At 38.8% G+C, this 17,688-nt stretch carries 13 protein-coding genes and 1 other annotated feature; of the genes, 11 read left to right on the top strand and 2 right to left on the bottom strand.

Going from position 1 to position 17,688, the window contains the following annotated elements:
- The first annotated feature begins 135 nt into the window (after positions 1–135).
- Positions 136–2,466, top strand: coding sequence for a single-stranded-DNA-specific exonuclease RecJ (gene recJ / locus BFM98_RS03055; RefSeq protein ID WP_066036496.1), 2,331 nt, complete (start codon positions 136–138; stop codon positions 2,464–2,466).
- 23 nt (positions 2,467–2,489) lie between these two features.
- Entirely contained in the window at positions 2,490–3,002 is a 513-nt protein-coding gene (locus tag BFM98_RS03050) for an adenine phosphoribosyltransferase (protein ID WP_004226730.1), read from the top strand.
- A gap of 40 nt (positions 3,003–3,042) precedes the next feature.
- On the opposite strand, the gene BFM98_RS03045 is transcribed toward BFM98_RS03050, so the two are convergent.
- Positions 3,043–3,501, bottom strand: coding sequence for a MarR family winged helix-turn-helix transcriptional regulator (locus BFM98_RS03045; RefSeq protein ID WP_066036495.1), 459 nt, complete (start codon positions 3,499–3,501; stop codon positions 3,043–3,045).
- 184 nt (positions 3,502–3,685) lie between these two features.
- Here BFM98_RS03045 and BFM98_RS03040 point away from each other — a divergent pair, with 184 nt between their 5' ends.
- The 7 genes from BFM98_RS03040 to BFM98_RS03010 all read left to right on the top strand — a co-directional run bounded on the left by BFM98_RS03040 (position 3,686) and on the right by BFM98_RS03010 (position 12,252).
- A complete protein-coding gene (locus BFM98_RS03040) occupies positions 3,686–4,936 on the top strand; it encodes an MFS transporter (RefSeq protein WP_066036494.1) in 1,251 nt (416 codons plus the stop codon).
- Between the two features lie 113 nt (positions 4,937–5,049).
- Entirely contained in the window at positions 5,050–6,141 is a 1,092-nt protein-coding gene (locus BFM98_RS03035) for a carbohydrate kinase (protein ID WP_009373750.1), read from the top strand.
- Between the two features lie 4 nt (positions 6,142–6,145).
- A complete protein-coding gene (locus tag BFM98_RS03030) occupies positions 6,146–7,060 on the top strand; it encodes a pseudouridine-5'-phosphate glycosidase (protein ID WP_048392113.1) in 915 nt (304 codons plus the stop codon).
- A 205-nt stretch (positions 7,061–7,265) separates the two neighbouring features.
- On the top strand, positions 7,266–9,461 hold the full coding sequence (locus BFM98_RS03025; RefSeq protein WP_066036493.1) for a RelA/SpoT family protein: 2,196 nt from the start codon (positions 7,266–7,268) through the stop codon (positions 9,459–9,461).
- A 32-nt stretch (positions 9,462–9,493) separates the two neighbouring features.
- On the top strand, positions 9,494–9,934 hold the full coding sequence (gene dtd, locus BFM98_RS03020) for a D-aminoacyl-tRNA deacylase (protein ID WP_066036492.1): 441 nt from the start codon (positions 9,494–9,496) through the stop codon (positions 9,932–9,934).
- A 71-nt stretch (positions 9,935–10,005) separates the two neighbouring features.
- Positions 10,006–10,221 carry a DUF2642 domain-containing protein gene (locus BFM98_RS03015; RefSeq protein WP_004226745.1) on the top strand — a complete coding sequence of 72 codons (216 nt, stop codon included), beginning with the start codon at positions 10,006–10,008 and terminating at the stop codon, positions 10,219–10,221.
- Positions 10,222–10,845: 624 nt separating this feature from the next.
- Positions 10,846–12,252: a YfcC family protein gene (locus tag BFM98_RS03010; RefSeq protein ID WP_054550044.1), complete on the top strand. Its 1,407-nt coding sequence runs from the start codon at positions 10,846–10,848 to the stop codon at positions 12,250–12,252.
- A gap of 45 nt (positions 12,253–12,297) precedes the next feature.
- Here the strand turns inward: BFM98_RS03010 and BFM98_RS03005 are convergent, their stop codons facing one another.
- Positions 12,298–13,884, bottom strand: a complete 1,587-nt coding sequence (locus BFM98_RS03005; RefSeq protein WP_054550045.1) for an N-acetylmuramoyl-L-alanine amidase family protein — start codon at positions 13,882–13,884, stop codon at positions 12,298–12,300.
- Positions 13,885–14,048: 164 nt separating this feature from the next.
- Positions 14,049–14,291 (top strand) — a binding site (T-box leader).
- Between the two features lie 230 nt (positions 14,292–14,521).
- Between BFM98_RS03005 and hisS the strand changes: the two genes are divergently transcribed.
- Positions 14,522–15,790 carry a histidine--tRNA ligase gene (hisS, locus tag BFM98_RS02995; protein ID WP_054550047.1) on the top strand — a complete coding sequence of 423 codons (1,269 nt, stop codon included), beginning with the start codon at positions 14,522–14,524 and terminating at the stop codon, positions 15,788–15,790.
- Positions 15,791–15,855: 65 nt separating this feature from the next.
- On the top strand, positions 15,856–17,625 hold the full coding sequence (gene aspS / locus BFM98_RS02990; protein ID WP_054550048.1) for an aspartate--tRNA ligase: 1,770 nt from the start codon (positions 15,856–15,858) through the stop codon (positions 17,623–17,625).
- Positions 17,626–17,688: the final 63 nt, after the last annotated feature.

Raw genomic sequence — 17,688 nt, 5'->3', positions numbered from 1 at the left:
AGGCTTTTTTGATGATGAAAGAAATGGAAAAGTGACGAATAGAAATTAAAAATCGATGGATAAAACTATCAATCTAACGGATAGTGCGCAACCTATAGAAATTCGGTATAATAGCTTTCGTAAGGAAGTGAGCAGATGATTCTATCGAAAAAAAGATGGCAGGTGGAGCGTCCTGACGCAACACTTGTACAAGCATTACAAAATGACTTACAACTTTCTGCGATTGCAGCAAAAATTTTAGCAGCACGAGGCTGCGAAACAACGGCTGAGGCAGAAAGCTTATTAAATATGTCTGAGGCAAATATCCATGACCCATTTCTTATGCATGGTATGGCTGAAGCGGTAGCACGAATTGAACAAGCACTAGAAAATGGTGAGAAAATTTTAGTGTATGGTGATTATGATGCGGATGGTGTGACAAGCACAACCGTTATGTTACATGTTTTACTAGATCTTGGAGCAGACGTCTCCTTTAAAATTCCGAATCGTTTTATCCATGGCTATGGTCCGCATGAAGCCCTATTTCGGGAGGCCTATGAAGATGGTGTACAGTTAATCATTACAGTGGATAATGGTATATCTGGAATTGAGCCTATTCGAGTAGCAAAGGAGCTTGGTATGGATGTCATTGTGACAGATCACCATGAGCCAGGTGAGGAGCTACCACCAGCAGATATTATTCTTCATCCCCGAATACCAGAAGGGCAATATCCATTTGGCGAGCTAGCAGGAGTAGGGGTAGCCTTTAAGCTGGCACATGCTCTTTATGGTGAACTACCAAGCCATCTAATAGAATTTGTGGCGATTGGCACTGTAGCAGATTTGGTTCCGTTGGTGGATGAAAATCGCTATCTCGTGAAGAGGGGCATACAAGAAATGCGTCGTTCCCTTAGTCCATGGGTACAAGCGATGTGTGACATAGCCAGTACAGAGCAGACGAAAATTACAGAAGAAACGATTGGCTTTTATTTTGGTCCACGATTGAATGCTGTTGGTCGTCTAGGTGAAGCAGCTCCTGGTGTCGAATTATTAATGGCGGAGGATAATGCTAAAGCAACCGCATTGGCAAAAAAGCTAAATGCCTGCAATACCGAGCGTAAAGATATTGTGAAAAGTATTACAGATGAAGCCATCGCACTGATTGAAGCAGATGAAAAAATCGGCAATTCCTTAGTTCTTGTTGTTGCTGGCGAGGGCTGGAACGCAGGTGTTGTAGGAATTGTAGCCTCACGTCTTGTTGAACTGTATTACCGTCCAACGATTGTGCTGTCACTCGATCCCGAAAAGGGCATAGCAAAAGGTTCTGCTCGAAGTATTGAAGGTTTTCATCTATATAATGAACTAGCTAAAAATCGAGATATTTTACCGCATTTTGGTGGACATCCTATGGCTGCAGGTATGACCTTATCATTAGAACATGTGGATGAACTACGTACTCGCTTAGATGCTCAGGCAAGAGCCTGTTTAACAGAGGAGCAATTAACACCTGTAGTGCATATTGATATACCGCTCAGCATAGACGAAATTTCAGCGGATGCTATTGAGGAAATTTCAACACTAGGACCATTTGGCACAGATTTCCCTAAGCCTGTGTATGTGCTGGAGGATGTAGAAATCGCCTCCATGCGTAAAATTGGAGCGGGCGAGAATCATATTAAAATGGAAATAACAAACGGCTATGATAAATTGGATAGTGTTGGTTTTAACAAAGGGCATTTACATGATGAATTAACGTATGGCATCAAAGTTTCCTTTATAGGCGATTTGCAAATTAACGAATGGCAGGGACGTAAAAAAGCCCAATTTATGATCGAGGATGTCCAAACTACAGAATGGCAGTTATTTGATATTCGTGGTATTCGTCAAACAGCTCGATGGCTGAATACGGTACCGAAGGACGTGGCCCGGTTTATCGCCTTTCGTCCAGAAACGATGACCTATTATCAATCATTAATCGGTGCACCTATTACACTGGTTGAACCAGCCCTTTCAAATATTGAACAAAGTGATTACATCGTGCTCTTAGACTTGCCACACAATGTTCAAAAGCTAGAGGACGTTTTACAGAAGACAGCCCCTTCGCGTATTTATGCTCATTTTTATATGCCTGACTCGCAATACTTCAGTGGTCTACCTACTCGTGAGCAATTTGCTTGGTATTATAAGTTCTTGAAAAATCGACCAGCCTTTCCGCTTGATATGCATATCGCAGATTTAGCGAAGCATACGGGGTGGCCATTAGATACACTAAAATTTATGACACAGGTGTTTTTTGAGCTTGATTTTGTTAAAATGGAGAGTGGACTGACGACTGTCAACGTGAATGCTCCAAAACAAGCACTAACAGAGGCACCGTCTTACAAACAACGTTCAGAACAGATTGAAATGGAGCAAAAGCTTGTCTATGCTCCTTATATAGAATTAAAACAATGGTTTGATGAACGTTTAACATCAGCGGACGAATAACGTTTCGTAGGAGGAGCAATAACATGGATTTAAAGCAATACGTTACAACGGTTGAAAATTGGCCGAAAGAGGGCATTACCTTCAGAGATATTACAACAATTATGGATAATGGTCCTGCATACAAATATGCAACAGACCAAATCGTAGAATATGCAAAAGAAGTGGGCGCTGAAATTATTGTTGGCCCTGAGGCACGTGGTTTTATTATCGGTTGTCCAGTTGCCTATGCACTTGAAATCGGCTTTGCCCCTGTTCGTAAACCTGGTAAATTACCACGTGAGGTAATTAGTGCAGACTACGGTCTTGAATATGGTAAAGATACGTTAACAATGCATCATGATGCAATTAAGCCTGGTCAAAAAGTTTTAATCTGTGATGATTTACTAGCGACTGGTGGTACAGTTGAAGCAACGGTTCGTTTAGTAGAACAATTAGGTGGTCAGGTAGTAGGCTGTGCATTCCTGATTGAACTTCTAGAATTAAATGGTCGCGAAAAGCTTGGCGATTTAAATATTAAAACACTTATTCAATATTAAGAGCATGGCAAAAAGCGCCCTACACTGTGGGCGCTTTTTTTTATACTTCCTCATAGGCTTGAATAATTTTTTGCATTGTTCGCAAGGTATCGTAGAAATCTGCGTATTTTTCGGTTCCAATATCCTCGATAATTCTATCTTGAATGCCTTGCCAAATAGGTGCTGCTTCATGCAGCTTTTCTAAACCTTTTTCAGTGAGCGTTATTTTTTTGGTACGAGCATCATTGGTATCTCGCTTTAACTCAACATAGCCATGTTGCTTTAATAGATTAATATTACGTGTTATAGTGGTTTGATCCAGTTGTAAAATTTCACCTAAACGGCTGATTGAGACAGCTTGTTGAAGGTCGATATGTACAAGCATTGAATATTGTGTAACTTTTAAACCTGTAGGCTGTAGCAGCTTATCATATAATTGTGTGACTACCCTTGTTTTTTTTCTAAGGTTAGCACAAACACAAATTTGTGTATAATCAATATTTTTAAGTTGATTCTTCATCGACAGTACTCCTTTAAGGGGATTCTACTAATTATAAGTATACACCCAATAACTAGAAATTACTTCTTGACAGCTTTATGAACGATTACTATGATTATACATGTATATACATATAAATGAAATAAGTAGACTTAAACATGTATATACATGTTTTGTAGTCTATCAAAGAAAAGAAGGTGTTGAGGTGAAGCGTGTTCATTATAGTTGGTTTATTTTAATCGTCACATTTTTCTCGATAATTGTCGCAGGAATTACAATGTCATCATCTGGCGTGTTTATCGACCCTCTTGAAAAAGAATTTCACTGGGATCGTTCAACCATTGCTTTAGCTTTTGCTGTAAGTTTGTTTTTATATGGCATATCTGGACCATTTATGGCTGCGTTGCTTGAAGTCATTGGCCTAAAGAAAATGATGCTAGGTGCTATGGCAACTTTAGTATTAGGAATGACTTTAACATTTTTGATGAGTGAATCCTGGCAGCTAATCGTTATTTGGGGGGGCATTATTGGTCTTGGAGCAAGTCTTTTTTTAACTGTCCTTAGCCCATATGTTGCGAATCATTGGTTTGTAAAACGCAGAGGATTAGCGGTTGGTATTTTAACGGCAAGTACAGCCACGGGCCAGTTAATTTTATTACCAGTTCTAGCTATCATTATTAAACACTATTCTTGGCGATGGGCTATCACATTAATGCTACTCCTTAGTATCATAATGTTTTTCATGATTGCGCTTTTTATAAAAAATAGACCTCAGGATATGGGGTTAACTCCTTATGGACAAGAGGAGGCTATAGAGGAACAACAAATACAGCAAAAGAAGAATCCAATAGCTATGGCTTTTAAAGGTTTATTTGAGGCAATTAAGGTTAAAGCATTTTGGCTCTTAGCAGGTAGCTTTTTTATTTGTGGGCTATCGACAAGCGGATTAATTGGTACTCATTTTGTTTCTTATTGTATTAGCTTTGGCGTTCCTTTAGTCACTGCCGCATCATTCCTTTCTTTTATGGGCATTTTTAATTTATTAGGTACAACTGCGTCTGGCTGGTTATCTGATCGCTTCGATAATCGGTGGTTATTGTTTTGGTATTACCTGTTAAGAGGCGCATCTCTATTATTGCTCCCTTATGCACTTGCACAAGGATCCTTTGTTTTATTAACGATTTTCACGATCTTTTACGGACTAGATTGGATTGCTACAGTGCCACCAACCATCAGTATTACACGACAAATTTTTGGTATGCAAAAAAGCAGTATTATCTATGGGTGGATATTTGCTTCACATCAAGCAGGAGCGGCGGTTGCAGCGTATGGTGGAGGGTTAATTTATAAATTTTTTAACTCTTATACATGGGCTTTTTTTCTTGCAGGAATGTTTTGTGCAATGGCCAGTTTATTCGTCATCATTGTTAAAAAACAAACACCTCAGCAAGCATAAACAAAAAAAGTTGAACCTCAGTAAGATGAGGTTCAACTTTTTTAATAAAGAATCTTTTGACATAACGCAAACAAAAGTTTATAATATAAACAAATATAATAAAAGGTGATGCTATGAATGAAAGAGAACAGGCGGTGCTTGCTTTAATTCGCCAGAATCCGTTTATGTCTCAGCAAGAAATGGCAGATGCAATGAATCTGTCGCGTCCTGTGCTTGCTAATTTAGTGTCTAGTTTAACGAAGCAAGGAAAAATTGTAGGTCGTGCTTATATATTACCCGAAGAAAATGAAATTATTTGCATCGGTGGAGCTAATTTAGACCGCAAATTCCATGTCAAGGGCAATGTTCAATTTGGAACATCTAACCCTGCCAGTTCTTCCTTTAGTGTAGGTGGCGTTGGTCGAAATATTGCTGAAAACTTAGGCAGATTAAACCACCAAGTGACGTTACTGACAACGGCAGGTAAGGATGCTGATTGGCAAGTGATCCAAGAGGCTTCGGAATCCTTTATGAATCTACGTTATGTAGAGCAGCTTGCAGAGGCTTCCACTGGTTCTTATACTGCCATCATGGATGAACAGGGTGAGCTAGCACTAGCTGTAGCAAATATGGAAGTTTACGACCTTCTGTTACCGAGCTTGTTGAAAAAACATGAAACAATGCTTGTAAACGCAGGCTGTTTTATTTTGGATTTAAACTGTCCAAAAGAAACAGTGGCGTATATCCAGCAAGTAGCCCTTGCTCGTGATATTCCACTTGTCATTGTGCCAGTATCTTCGCCAAAAATGAATCGACTACCTGAAACATTACAAGGCGTAACTTGGTTTATTTGTAACACAGATGAAGCGGAAACGATTGTTGGACATAAAATTGAAAACGCTACCCATTATGAAAAAGCTTTACAACAGCTCCTACAATTAGGTGCGGAGCATGTCATTATCACGGCTGGTAGCAAGGGCGTTTATGCAGCATCTACAACGATTGCCCCTTGTCATGTTGCCGCTAAAGTGATTGACAAAATTGAAGATGTGACAGGAGCAGGAGATGCCTTTGTCAGCGCTGTTATTCACAGTTGGCTGACTGGACAATCTTTTGAGACATGTATTGATGCTGGATTAACCAATGCAAAAAATACATTGGCATCTCCTTATACAGTAAGACCTGAATTATCAGTAGATTTGTTGAAAAATGAAATGGAGGAATAACAACATGAAAGAATTCATCGTATTATCAGAAGAAGTAAAAGCAGGACAAGCAAAAGGTCTACCAATCGTTGCGTTAGAATCAACAATTATTTCACACGGTATGCCATACCCACAAAACGTGCAAACTGCGCGTGAAGTTGAGCAAATTATTCGCGATAATGGTGCAGTCCCAGCAACAATTGCATTAATTGATGGAAAAATTAAAATTGGTCTATCAGATGAAGAACTAGAAATGTTCGGTAATGCTCAAGGTGTTGCAAAAGCTTCACGTCGTGACTTAGGCTACTTACTAGCAACGAAAAAATTAGGTGCTACAACAGTTGCAGCGACAATGATCTGTGCAGAGCTTGCAGGTATTGAAATCTTTGTTACAGGTGGTATTGGTGGTGTACACCGTGGTGCGGAAACAACAATGGATGTCTCTGCTGATTTAGAAGAATTAGCACAAACAAATGTTGCCGTTATCTGTGCGGGTGCAAAATCTATTTTAGACATCGGTCTTACATTAGAATATCTTGAAACAAAAGGTGTGCCAGTAGTTGGTTATGGTACGAATGAATTACCAGCATTCTACACACGTCAAAGTGGATTTGATGTAAACTTCCAATTAGATACGCCAGAAGAAATTGCAGCAATGCTATCTGCGAAATGGCAATTAGGCTTAAAAGGTGGCGCTGTCATCGCAAATCCAATTCCTGAGTCTGAAGCATTAGAGCATGCATTTATTACAAACATTATTGAAAAAGCTTTAGTTGAAGCTGAAGAGAATGGCATTCAAGGTAAAAATGTTACACCATTCTTACTTGGCAAAGTTAAAGAATTAACAGAAGGTAAAAGTCTTGATGCCAACATTGCATTAGTGAAAAACAATGCAGTAGTCGGCGCGAAAATTGCTGTAGCTTACAATCAATTACATTAATCAATTTGTCGAAACAAGGACTCTTTGTGACGTGAAGTCGCAGAGGGTCTTTTTTATTAAAAAGAAGAATATTTTTTCCATTTTTCGAACTGTTCACGAGATTAACTAAACTAAATGATACAGTCTCTTTACAATAGACCACAATATTTTATACAATTAAGTTTATATCTAATCTGAAAAATTTGACGAGCAAGGTGGACATGTTATGGCGAAAGAGCAAATTTTGACTCCTGAGGACGTTTTTGAGTTAGTCAAATCCTACATGAATGATGAAAATGTCGCATTCGTGAAAAAAGCATATGAATTAGCAAGGGATGCCCATATTGAGCAATTCCGTAGCTCTGGTGAACCGTATATTATTCACCCAGTACAAGTAGCAGGTATTCTAGCTGAATTACAAATGGACCCAGAAACTGTAGCGGCAGGTTTTTTACATGATGTTGTCGAAGATACGGATTTTACACGGGATGATTTGGTACGTGAATTTGGCGAAGAGGTGGCCGTGCTTGTTGATGGTGTTACCAAACTAGGGAAAATTAAATATTTATCTAAAGAGGCGCAGCAGGCAGAAAATCATCGGAAAATGTTTGTGGCTATGGCGCAAGATATTCGTGTCATCCTCATTAAGCTAGCAGACCGTCTTCATAATATGCGTACGTTAAAGCATTTACCTGCTGAAAAGCAACGACGCATTTCAAAAGAGACGCTCGAGATTTTTGCACCACTTGCTCATCGTCTTGGAATTTCGACTGTAAAATGGGAGCTTGAAGATACAGCACTGCGCTATTTAAACCCACAACAATATTATCGTATTGTCAGTCTGATGAAGAAAAAACGTGATGAACGTGAAGCTTATTTAGAAAATGTGATGGCTGAGATGAAATCACAACTGAATGAGGTTGAAATTGACGCAGATGTCTATGGTCGACCAAAACATATTTACAGTATCTATCGAAAAATGGTGTTACAAAAGAAACAGTTTAATGAAATTTATGATTTATTAGCCATTCGTGTTCTTGTCGATAGTATTAAAGATTGCTATGCCGTATTAGGTATTGTGCATACACTTTGGAAACCAATGCCAGGACGCTTTAAAGACTATATTGCTATGCCAAAACAAAACCTGTACCAGTCCCTACACACGACTGTTATTGGACCATATGGTGATCCGTTGGAGGTACAGATTCGTACAAAGGAAATGCACAAAATTGCAGAGTACGGGATTGCGGCGCACTGGGCATATAAAGAAGGCAAAAACGTTGATAATCAAAAGCAGAATGTCGACCAAAAATTAACGTGGTTCCGTGAAATTTTAGAATTTCAAAATGAATCTTCCAACGCAGAAGAATTTATGGAATCCTTAAAATTTGATTTATTTTCTGATATGGTTTATGTCTTTACACCTGAAGGTGATGTCATTGAATTGCCAGCAGGTTCTGTTCCTATTGATTTTGCCTACCGTGTTCATTCCGAAGTGGGAAATCGTACGATTGGAGCGAAAATCAATGGGAAGATGGTACCGCTTGATACACCATTAAAAACGGGCGATATCATTGAAATTTTAACTTCTAAACAATCCTTTGGTCCGAGTCGCGATTGGCTAAAAATAGCTCAATCCTCGCAGGCGAAGAATAAGATAAAGCAATTCTTTAAACGACACCTGCGTGAAGAAAATATTGTCAAAGGTAAAGAAATGATAGAAAAAGAAATCCGTGCTCAGGATTTCGATTTAAAGGAAACGATGTCCTCCGAAAACCTAAAACGGGTATGCGACAAATTTAACTATACGAATGAAGAAGATTTGTATGCTGCAGTTGGTGTAAATGGTATTACTGCGCAACAGGTCGTAAATCGTTTAGCTGAAAAACGTCGTAAAGAACGTGAGCAGGAAGAAGCACTAGAGAAAATTGAACAAAAAATGAAAAATCCAATTCCACAAAAACGTACGGAATCGGGTGTTATTGTAAAGGGTATTGATAATATGCTCATTCGACTTTCTCGTTGCTGTACGCCCGTTCCTGGTGATGATATTGTAGGTTTTATTACGAAGGGTAGAGGTGTTTCTGTCCATCGTGAGGACTGTCCAAATATTCAAATTGAGGATGAACAGGAGCGCTTAATTGAAGTGGAATGGGAGCATGGTGTCATTCCTGAGAAAAAGGAATACCCTGTTGATATTGAAGTTTCAGCTTTTGATAGACCTGGCATTTTAAATGAAATCATGCAAATTGTTAGTGAAACGAAAACGAATATTTTAGCAGTAAGTGGTCGTGCTGACCGTGATAAAATGGCAACAATTCATTTAACAATTTCTATTTCAAATATTTCACATTTGCATAAAGTAGTTGAGCGAATTAAACAAACACCTGATATATATTCGGTGCAACGTGTCATTAACTAATTGATAGGCAATATAGAATTGGGGTTTAGTACATGAAAGTAGTATTACAGCGCAGTAAAGCTGCCTCTGTAACAGTGGACGGAACTGTTACAGGAGCAATTGATCATGGCTATGTTCTTTTAGTGGGAATCACACATGAAGACACACAAGAGGATGTTGCCTATTTAGCAAAAAAAGTAGCCAATTTACGTCTCTGGGAAGATGCAGATGGAAAAATGAATCATTCAATCTTAGAGCATGGGGGCGCTATTTTATCCGTCTCACAATTTACATTGTATGGGGATACAAAAAAAGGGAATCGTCCAAGTTTTATCAATGCAGCTAGACCAGAAGCAGCTGAGCCACTGTGGGAGGCTTTTAATCAAGCTTTACGCGAGCAGGGCTTACATGTGGAAACAGGTATTTTTGGTGCCATGATGGATGTAGTACTAATTAATGATGGTCCAGTCACAATTCTTCTAGAGTCAAAATAATGGAACATTTCCTATAATTCCTTCATATACTAAAGAGTATGGTTAGTTTTATAGGAAGGAGTGTCTTAAACATGACGCAGACGAGAAGTATAACAAATCCATATTTATACGAAACTCTTAACATGATGATTGGTCAGGCAGTAGTTGTGCAAACAGAAAAAAATATTCAACAAGGTATTTTATTATCCATACTACCTGACCATATGGTTCTTGAGATAAATCGTACGCCTTTCTTCATTCGGATGGAGGAAATTGTATGGGTGACATTGGAAACTACAAAAAAATGAGAAAGTATGAACCTTCAAATCATAATAAATGATAGAAGGTTTTTTTATTTGTTTAGGGCAAACAAAAATACCTAAATAGCAAATTTATTTCGAAGAGATAAAAACTATTAAAACAGTTGCTACTCTTTGAATATTATTTTTTTAAAAAAATATAAAAGATATGTAAGAAAGTCCATTTGATTCCTCATGGATAGCTAACCTACAATTTTCCATTCTACTTACAACCTTTGATGTCTTTCATCCCACTAATAAGGGGATCTTTATGAAGTTCATGAATAAAAAGCATTTAAAGACAATCCATACAAACTTTATCATTTCTAACACCGCCGCATATTGCTCCTGCCTTAATAAAAAACAATTCGTCATATAAGATAAAATTATTATTTTGGAAAACAAAAAATAACGTTGAAAATGTCCATTATTATTTGAGTATGTGTATAAAATTTTCCATGTTTATAGAAGAGGAACAAGAGGTTTAATTAGAAAAGATAGCGTGTGCTTTCAGAAATAATAGAAAATTAATACTTTACAATAAATTTAAACTCATGTATATTTATTTTCAATTAGCGACAAATAGCGACAATATACTGCTAATGTCTAAATCAGAAAAAGGAGCGCGATTTAATGGAAAATGAACAGGGGGTCAAGAAGAAAAGCTGGTTGAAAGTACCTCATACATATACGATTATTTTTGCTATTATTTTTTTAGCAGGTATTGCAAGCTATATTATACCAGCGGGTGAGTTTGAACGTGTAGAGGATGAAGAAGGGCGAATGCTCGTTGTAGATGGAAGCTATCATCATATTGAGAGTGAGCCAGTTTCCTTTTTTGAAATGTTTACAGCGGTTCCAATGGGTCTCGAAAAAGGGGCTCAAATTATTTTCTACATTTTTTTAGTCAGTGGTGTATTTGGTATTATTCGTTCTACAGGTGCTATTGAGGCTGGTGTTTATAAAGGAGTAAAAGCTTTAGAGGGCCGAGAGAAATTACTGATTCCTTTATCGATGATTTTATTCTCTGTTGGTGGTTTTACAATGGGGATGGCGGAAGAAACTATTATTTTCGTACCAATTGGTGTGGCCATTGCACGTGCGATGGGCTTTGATGCTGTAACAGGAACAGCCATGATTACACTTGGTGCCGCCAGTGGATTTTTTGGAGGAATGCTTAATCCCTTTACGGTAGGTGTTGCACAATCATTAGCTGATGTACCATTATTCTCAGGGATTGGCTTCCGTGCTGTTGTCTATGTTTTTGTATTAAGTTTTGCTATTTTTTATGTCTCTCGCTATGCTTTTAAGGTGAAAAAGAATCCTCAAGCAAGCGTTATTTACGATATTGAGCAAAAAGCTAAATCCAATGTTTCAGCGATTGACATCCCTGCATTAACAGGCAAGCATAAATTCGTATTTATTGTCATGGCTTGTGGGATTGGCTTTAATATTTATGGTGTCTTTAACTGGGGCTGGTTCTTAACGCAGCTAACTGCATCCTTTTTAATTATGGGGTTAATTGCAGGGTTAATTGGTGGTTTAAAACCTGCTACTATCTTTGATTCCTTTATTGAGGGAGCCAAGGCCGTAACATTTGGTGCTTTAATTGTAGGTTTTGCCCGTGCTATTACAGTTGTTTTAGAGCAGGGGAAAATTATTGATACAATCGTTTATGCAGCATCAGAAACAATTGGACATTTGCCACATGCTATCAGTGCAATCGGCATGTTATTTATCCAAGCTCTTTTGAATTTATTTATTTCATCTGGTAGTGGACAGGCAGCTGCAACAATGCCGATTATGATTCCAATCACAGATTTATTAGGATTAGAGCGACAAGTGGCTGTTTTAGCCTTCCAATATGGGGATTCCTTAACGAACTCTATTATTCCTACTTCGTCTGCATTAATGGCGTATTTAGCTGTTGCAGGTATCCCATATGAAAAGTGGATTAAGTTTATCTGGAAGATGATTCTTGGGTGGGCATTGATTGCCTGTCTGGCGCTAATTGCTGCGGTAGCATTAGGAATATCTTAAATATAAAAAAGCTGTGGATGTTATCATCCGCAGCTTTTTTTTTGCTTATTCATCTTGTTCATTAAAGTAGTTGAGAATTCCCTGATAAATACCAAGAGTCGCTTGTTCACGGAATTTAGCTGTTGTAATGACGCGCTCCTCACTAGAATTACTTAAAAAGCCTAACTCAATAAGGACGGCCTTTTGACGATTCTCTCGTAAAACTAAATAATTCCCTTGTTGTGTACCACGGTCTCTTAAATCTAGTTTACTGGAAAGACCATCATGAATTGCTTCAGCAAGCCCTTTTTGATTGCTATTCATATAATAGGATGTGAAGCCGTTAATGGAGCTATCATCTGTCGCATCATAATGAAGGCTAATAAAGGCATCTGCCTCATATTGATGGGCAATCGATACACGCTTACGCAATGCCACATATTCATCCGATTCTCTCGTCATGACAACGTTTGCGCCAGCAGCACTTAACTTGGAAGCAAGCAAAGTAGCCGTTTTTAACGTAATGCCCTTTTCCTCTGTACCTCGTTGACCAGTTGTGCCATGATCATTTCCACCGTGACCAGCATCAACAACGATCGTTAATCCAGTTAAAGTACCTTTTTTGCGAGGCTCTTCCTTTTCTTTCTGTGGACTTGTCGCTTTATTGGAACTTGTTGTGACCACCCAGTTCGCGACAAAAGCTGTTTTTTCGTCGTCTATTTGTATTTCATAAAAATCATTTTTAACGCCTACTATCGGGTAATTTACACCAGCATCTACACGTTCAACCACTTCTGCTGCTGTTGAGGCATCCGTTCGTAGGTTTGTCCCATTATAAATAATCGTAACAGACTCTAACTCTTTGGAAGTTGATGTTTTTGAGGTACTTTTTACTTTATTGGAGAATGTACCGTAAAAACTATAGACCCAACCTACTTTTTTATCATTGTACTGAATTTGTACCCAATTATGCTCATGTGCGAGGACTTTAAAGGCTTGTCCTTTTGTTGCTGTACCGATTTTTTTAGCATTCAAATCTGGCTTCTTACGAACATTAAGGGTGTCCACTAAAATGGTGAAGGTTGTATCTTTGTTAGCGGGTGCCGTGGTTGTAGTGGTTACTTCTACAGCATCTTCTTTGGGTTCTGTTTCTTTTTTAGGGTTATCGTTGATCGTGACATAATCCTTCGACACCCATCCTGTTAGTCCATTCCAATCGATTTTTGCCCATTCTCCATTTTCTTCAACGAGGTTTGCTTGGTTACCAGTTGAAAGTTGACCAAGAACAGCTGAAGAGATATCTGGTTCTGTTCGAATATTTAAACGGTCAACTTGTGAAATGACGGTTTTGTCGATCACTTGTTTAGCATTAGTAGGTGCTGTCAGCCAAGAGGCAACCCATCCTTCGTAATTGCCTGCTTTGACTTGGTACCAATCACCTTCTCGACCGATTGAGGTTAAAGGGTCACCTTCTTCTAAAGTCGTAATAATGGGATAAGACAATCCAGGACCCTCTCGCAAATGAAGAATCGTTCCAGCGACTTTTAGATCACTGGTGTCAGCGGAAGCTCTTTGAACAAAGTTCTTATTTGGCATCGCCATCGTTACCATTAGTACGAAGATGATTATACTATGTAAAATTTTTGTCCTCATCAGATTCCTCCTATTCCTTGTGCTATTTTACCATGCTTTTATCATAAAATTCGTGGTAAAATGGTAACAGAATTAGTTATTTTCAACATAGACTGATGAAAAATACAAAAATAGTTGACATTGCTTTAGCTAGTGACTAACATAAAGGGTAATCGAAAAATGATTAATCGCTTATGACCAAGCAAGTAGCGTATACCACTATTGGAAAAGAGAGGGAAAGACTTAGGCTGCAATCTTTCCTACAAAAATGTATCACGTGAATAACACTTGAGAGGCTTTTTTCTGAAAAGCAGTGCCTAGTAGGAAAAAACGGAATCGGCCGTTATCCGATTAAGAGGAGGACACATGTAATCATTTGTGTCAACTAGGGTGGAACCGCGGAAGCTTATACAGCTCTCGTCCCTTGCTATTGCAAGGGACGAGGGCTTTTTTGTTGTTCAAAAGTAATGAGTTTTTTAAGAGGGATTGTTGTTTTTGCTGAGAAAAGAGGGGAAGGCGCTCTAATTAGTATGAAAAGCGCTCATCAAGGCTGTAACCCGCTCCAACCGGACAAAAATTTGCTCAACCAAAGCATGCATTCGCTCAAAGTGGGACTACAGCTGCTCTATCATAAGCAATCAATATAGGAGGGAATTACATGAGTTTTAAAGTGCCACGAGGGACACAAGATATTTTGCCAGGTCAATCTGAAAAATGGCAAAAAGTTGAAGCGATTATTCGTGATATTTGTCGTGTTTATCGCTATAACGAAATTCGCACACCAATTTTCGAGCAAACGGATCTATTTGCACGTGGTGTTGGGGAAACAACTGATGTTGTACAAAAGGAAATGTATACATTTGAAGATCGTGGAGGGCGTTCATTAACACTACGTCCAGAAAATACGGCTGGTGTCGTACGTGCCTATGTGGAGCATAAAATGTTTGGTGCTCCTGATCAGCCGGTTAAGCTTTCTTATTTAGGACCAATGTTCCGCTATGAGCGCCAACAGGCTGGTCGTTATCGTCAATTTGTACAGTTTGGAGTAGAAGCAATTGGTTCAGCAGATCCTGCGATTGATGCAGAAGTCATTGCTCTTGCTATGGACGTCTACGAATCAGCGGGTTTAAAGGATTTAAAATTAGTGATTAATTCTCTTGGCGATAAAGAAACACGTGATACACATCGTACTGCTTTATTACAGCATTTTGAGCCACATATTCATGAATTTTGCTCAGACTGTCAAAATCGTTTACAAAAGAATCCATTGCGGATTTTAGATTGTAAGGTAGATCGTGAGCATCCATTAATGCAAACGGCTCCAGCGTTAACTGATTTCTTAACAGAAGAGTCAGCTGCTTATTTCGCTCAAGTGAAATCGTACTTAGATACATTGGGTATTTCATATGAGGTCGATCCAAATCTTGTACGAGGACTTGATTATTATAATCACACAACTTTTGAAATTATGTCCACAGCATCAGGCTTTGGTGCTATTACAACATTATGTGGTGGTGGACGCTACAATGGATTAGTGCAAGAAATTGGCGGTCCAGATGTACCAGGTATAGGTTTTGCATTAAGTATTGAGCGTTTGTTGCTGGCACTTGAAGCGGAGGGTGTTGAATTAGACACAGCTTCAGGGCTAGATGTTTACATTATTGCAATGGGCGATGAAGCGAAGCAAAAGGCTGTTGAGCTGACAAGCACTTTCCGAGCGAAGGGACTTGCGACAGAGATGGATTATTTAGACCGTAAAATGAAAGCTCAAATGAAATCAGCGGATCGACTAGGTGCAAAATATACGCTTGTTCTTGGCGAAACAGAACTTGAAGAGCAAGCAGCGGCTGTAAAACATATGGAATCTGGGGAGCAGCACAAAGTGGCGTTCTCAGAGTTAGTGAACTATTTAACACAAAAAGCTTAAAAATAGACAGAGGGCATTTCTAGGAAATGCTACATAAATTGAAGATATTTTGGAGGAATTTAACAATGGCTACAAGAACACATGCTAGTAACGAGCTGTCAGAAGCGTTACAAGGCGAAAAAGTCGTATTAAAAGGTTGGGTACAGCGTCGTCGTGACCTTGGTGGTTTAATTTTTATTGATTTGCGTGACCGTACAGGTATTACGCAAGTTGTGTTTAGTCCAGATGTTGCAGAAGCACACGCATTAGCGGATAAAGTGCGCAGTGAATATGTGATCGAAGTGGAAGGCACAGTCATCCTTCGTACAGAGGATCAAATCAACCCGAATGTACCAAACGGTAAAATTGAAGTGGAAGCAACAAAATTAGTCGTAATTAATACGGCAAAAACAACGCCATTCCAAATCGAAGATCGTACAGATGTATCAGAAGATTTACGTTTAAAATATCGTTATCTAGACTTACGTCGTCCCGTAATGTTCGATACTTTCAAAATGCGTTCTGATGTGACACGTACAATTCGTAACTTCCTACAAAATGAAGGATTCTTAGAAGTTGAAACACCAATTTTAACAAAATCAACGCCAGAGGGTGCTCGAGACTATTTAGTTCCTTCACGTGTACATGAAGGTGAATTTTATGCCTTACCACAATCACCTCAATTATTTAAGCAATTATTAATGGTTGCTGGTTTTGAAAAGTACTTCCAAATTGCGCGTTGCTTCCGTGACGAAGATTTACGTGCTGACCGTCAACCAGAGTTTACACAGGTGGACATTGAAACGAGCTTCTTAACACAAGAAGAAGTATTAGAAATGAACGAGCGCTTAATTCAAGCGGTTATGAAAGAAGTAAAAGGAATCGACATTCCTGCACCATTCCAGCGCATGAAATACCAAGAAGCAATGGATCGTTATGGTTCAGATAAGCCAGATGTACGTTTTGGATTAGAGCTTGTGGCGTTAAATGATATTTTTGAAGGCTGTAATTTCAAAGTATTTGCTGATACGGTTGCACAAGGAAAACAAGTGAAAAGTATCAATATTAAAGGTGCAGCTGACAAATATTCTCGTAAAGACATGGACGAGTTAACAAAATTCGTTGGGATTTACGGAGCAAAAGGTCTTGCTTGGTTAAAGGTAACAGAAGAAGGCTTAAACGGACCAATTGCGAAATTCTTTGACGAGGCATTAGCAGCAGCTTTAATCGAGCGTATGGGAGCAGAAGTTGGCGATATTCTAGTATTTGTAGCAGATAAAGCCGATGTTGTAGCAGCTTCATTAGGTGCTCTTCGTACAAAATTAGGACAAGATTTAAATCTGATCGATGAATCACAATTTGCTTTCCTTTGGATTACTGATTGGCCATTATTCGAATACTCTGAGGAAGATGGACGCTACTATGCAGCACACCATCCATTCACACGCCCGTTTGATGAAGATATAGCGTTAATGGACACAGACCCTGCAGCAGTACGTGCACAAGCATATGATATCGTTTTAAACGGCTATGAACTTGGTGGTGGTTCATTACGTATTTACGAACGTGACCTACAAGAGAAAATGTTTGAATTACTTGGCTTCTCAGAAGAAGAAGCACAAGCACAATTTGGCTTCCTATTAGAAGCGTTTGAATACGGCGTACCACCACATGCAGGTCTTGCCTTTGGTCTTGATCGCTTCGTTATGCTATTAGCAGGTCGTACTAATTTACGCGATACAATCGCATTCCCTAAAACAGCTAGTGCAAGCTGCTTGATGACAGAAGCACCAAGCGAAGTATCTCCTGAGCAACTAAGTGAACTAAGCCTGGCTATTAAACCATTTAGAAAATAATGTATAATTCAAAATACCTGGATTACCTAGCAAATACTGTTGGGAATCTAGGTATTTTTTGCG

Source organism: Lysinibacillus sp. AR18-8 (assembly GCF_001705465.1).
Classification (GTDB): Bacteria; Bacillota; Bacilli; order Bacillales_A; family Planococcaceae; genus Lysinibacillus; species Lysinibacillus capsici.
The sequence above is the reverse complement of the archived record's forward strand: the minus strand, read 5'-3'. Positions and strand labels throughout refer to the sequence as shown.

What these genes read in the sequence shown, in the direction of transcription:
- dtd (WP_066036492.1), top strand. Translation starts at nt 9,494, where the DNA reads ATGAAAGTAGTATTACAGCGCAGTAAAGCTGCCTCTGTAACAGTGGAC.
- BFM98_RS03030 (WP_048392113.1), top strand. Translation starts at nt 6,146, where the DNA reads ATGAAAGAATTCATCGTATTATCAGAAGAAGTAAAAGCAGGACAAGCA.
- BFM98_RS03035 (WP_009373750.1), top strand. Translation starts at nt 5,050, where the DNA reads ATGAATGAAAGAGAACAGGCGGTGCTTGCTTTAATTCGCCAGAATCCG.
- BFM98_RS03005 (WP_054550045.1), bottom strand. Translation starts at nt 13,884, where the DNA reads ATGAGGACAAAAATTTTACATAGTATAATCATCTTCGTACTAATGGTA.
- recJ (WP_066036496.1), top strand. Translation starts at nt 136, where the DNA reads ATGATTCTATCGAAAAAAAGATGGCAGGTGGAGCGTCCTGACGCAACA.
- BFM98_RS03010 (WP_054550044.1), top strand. Translation starts at nt 10,846, where the DNA reads ATGGAAAATGAACAGGGGGTCAAGAAGAAAAGCTGGTTGAAAGTACCT.
- BFM98_RS03045 (WP_066036495.1), bottom strand. Translation starts at nt 3,501, where the DNA reads ATGAAGAATCAACTTAAAAATATTGATTATACACAAATTTGTGTTTGT.
- BFM98_RS03050 (WP_004226730.1), top strand. Translation starts at nt 2,490, where the DNA reads ATGGATTTAAAGCAATACGTTACAACGGTTGAAAATTGGCCGAAAGAG.
- BFM98_RS03015 (WP_004226745.1), top strand. Translation starts at nt 10,006, where the DNA reads ATGACGCAGACGAGAAGTATAACAAATCCATATTTATACGAAACTCTT.
- hisS (WP_054550047.1), top strand. Translation starts at nt 14,522, where the DNA reads ATGAGTTTTAAAGTGCCACGAGGGACACAAGATATTTTGCCAGGTCAA.
- aspS (WP_054550048.1), top strand. Translation starts at nt 15,856, where the DNA reads ATGGCTACAAGAACACATGCTAGTAACGAGCTGTCAGAAGCGTTACAA.
- BFM98_RS03025 (WP_066036493.1), top strand. Translation starts at nt 7,266, where the DNA reads ATGGCGAAAGAGCAAATTTTGACTCCTGAGGACGTTTTTGAGTTAGTC.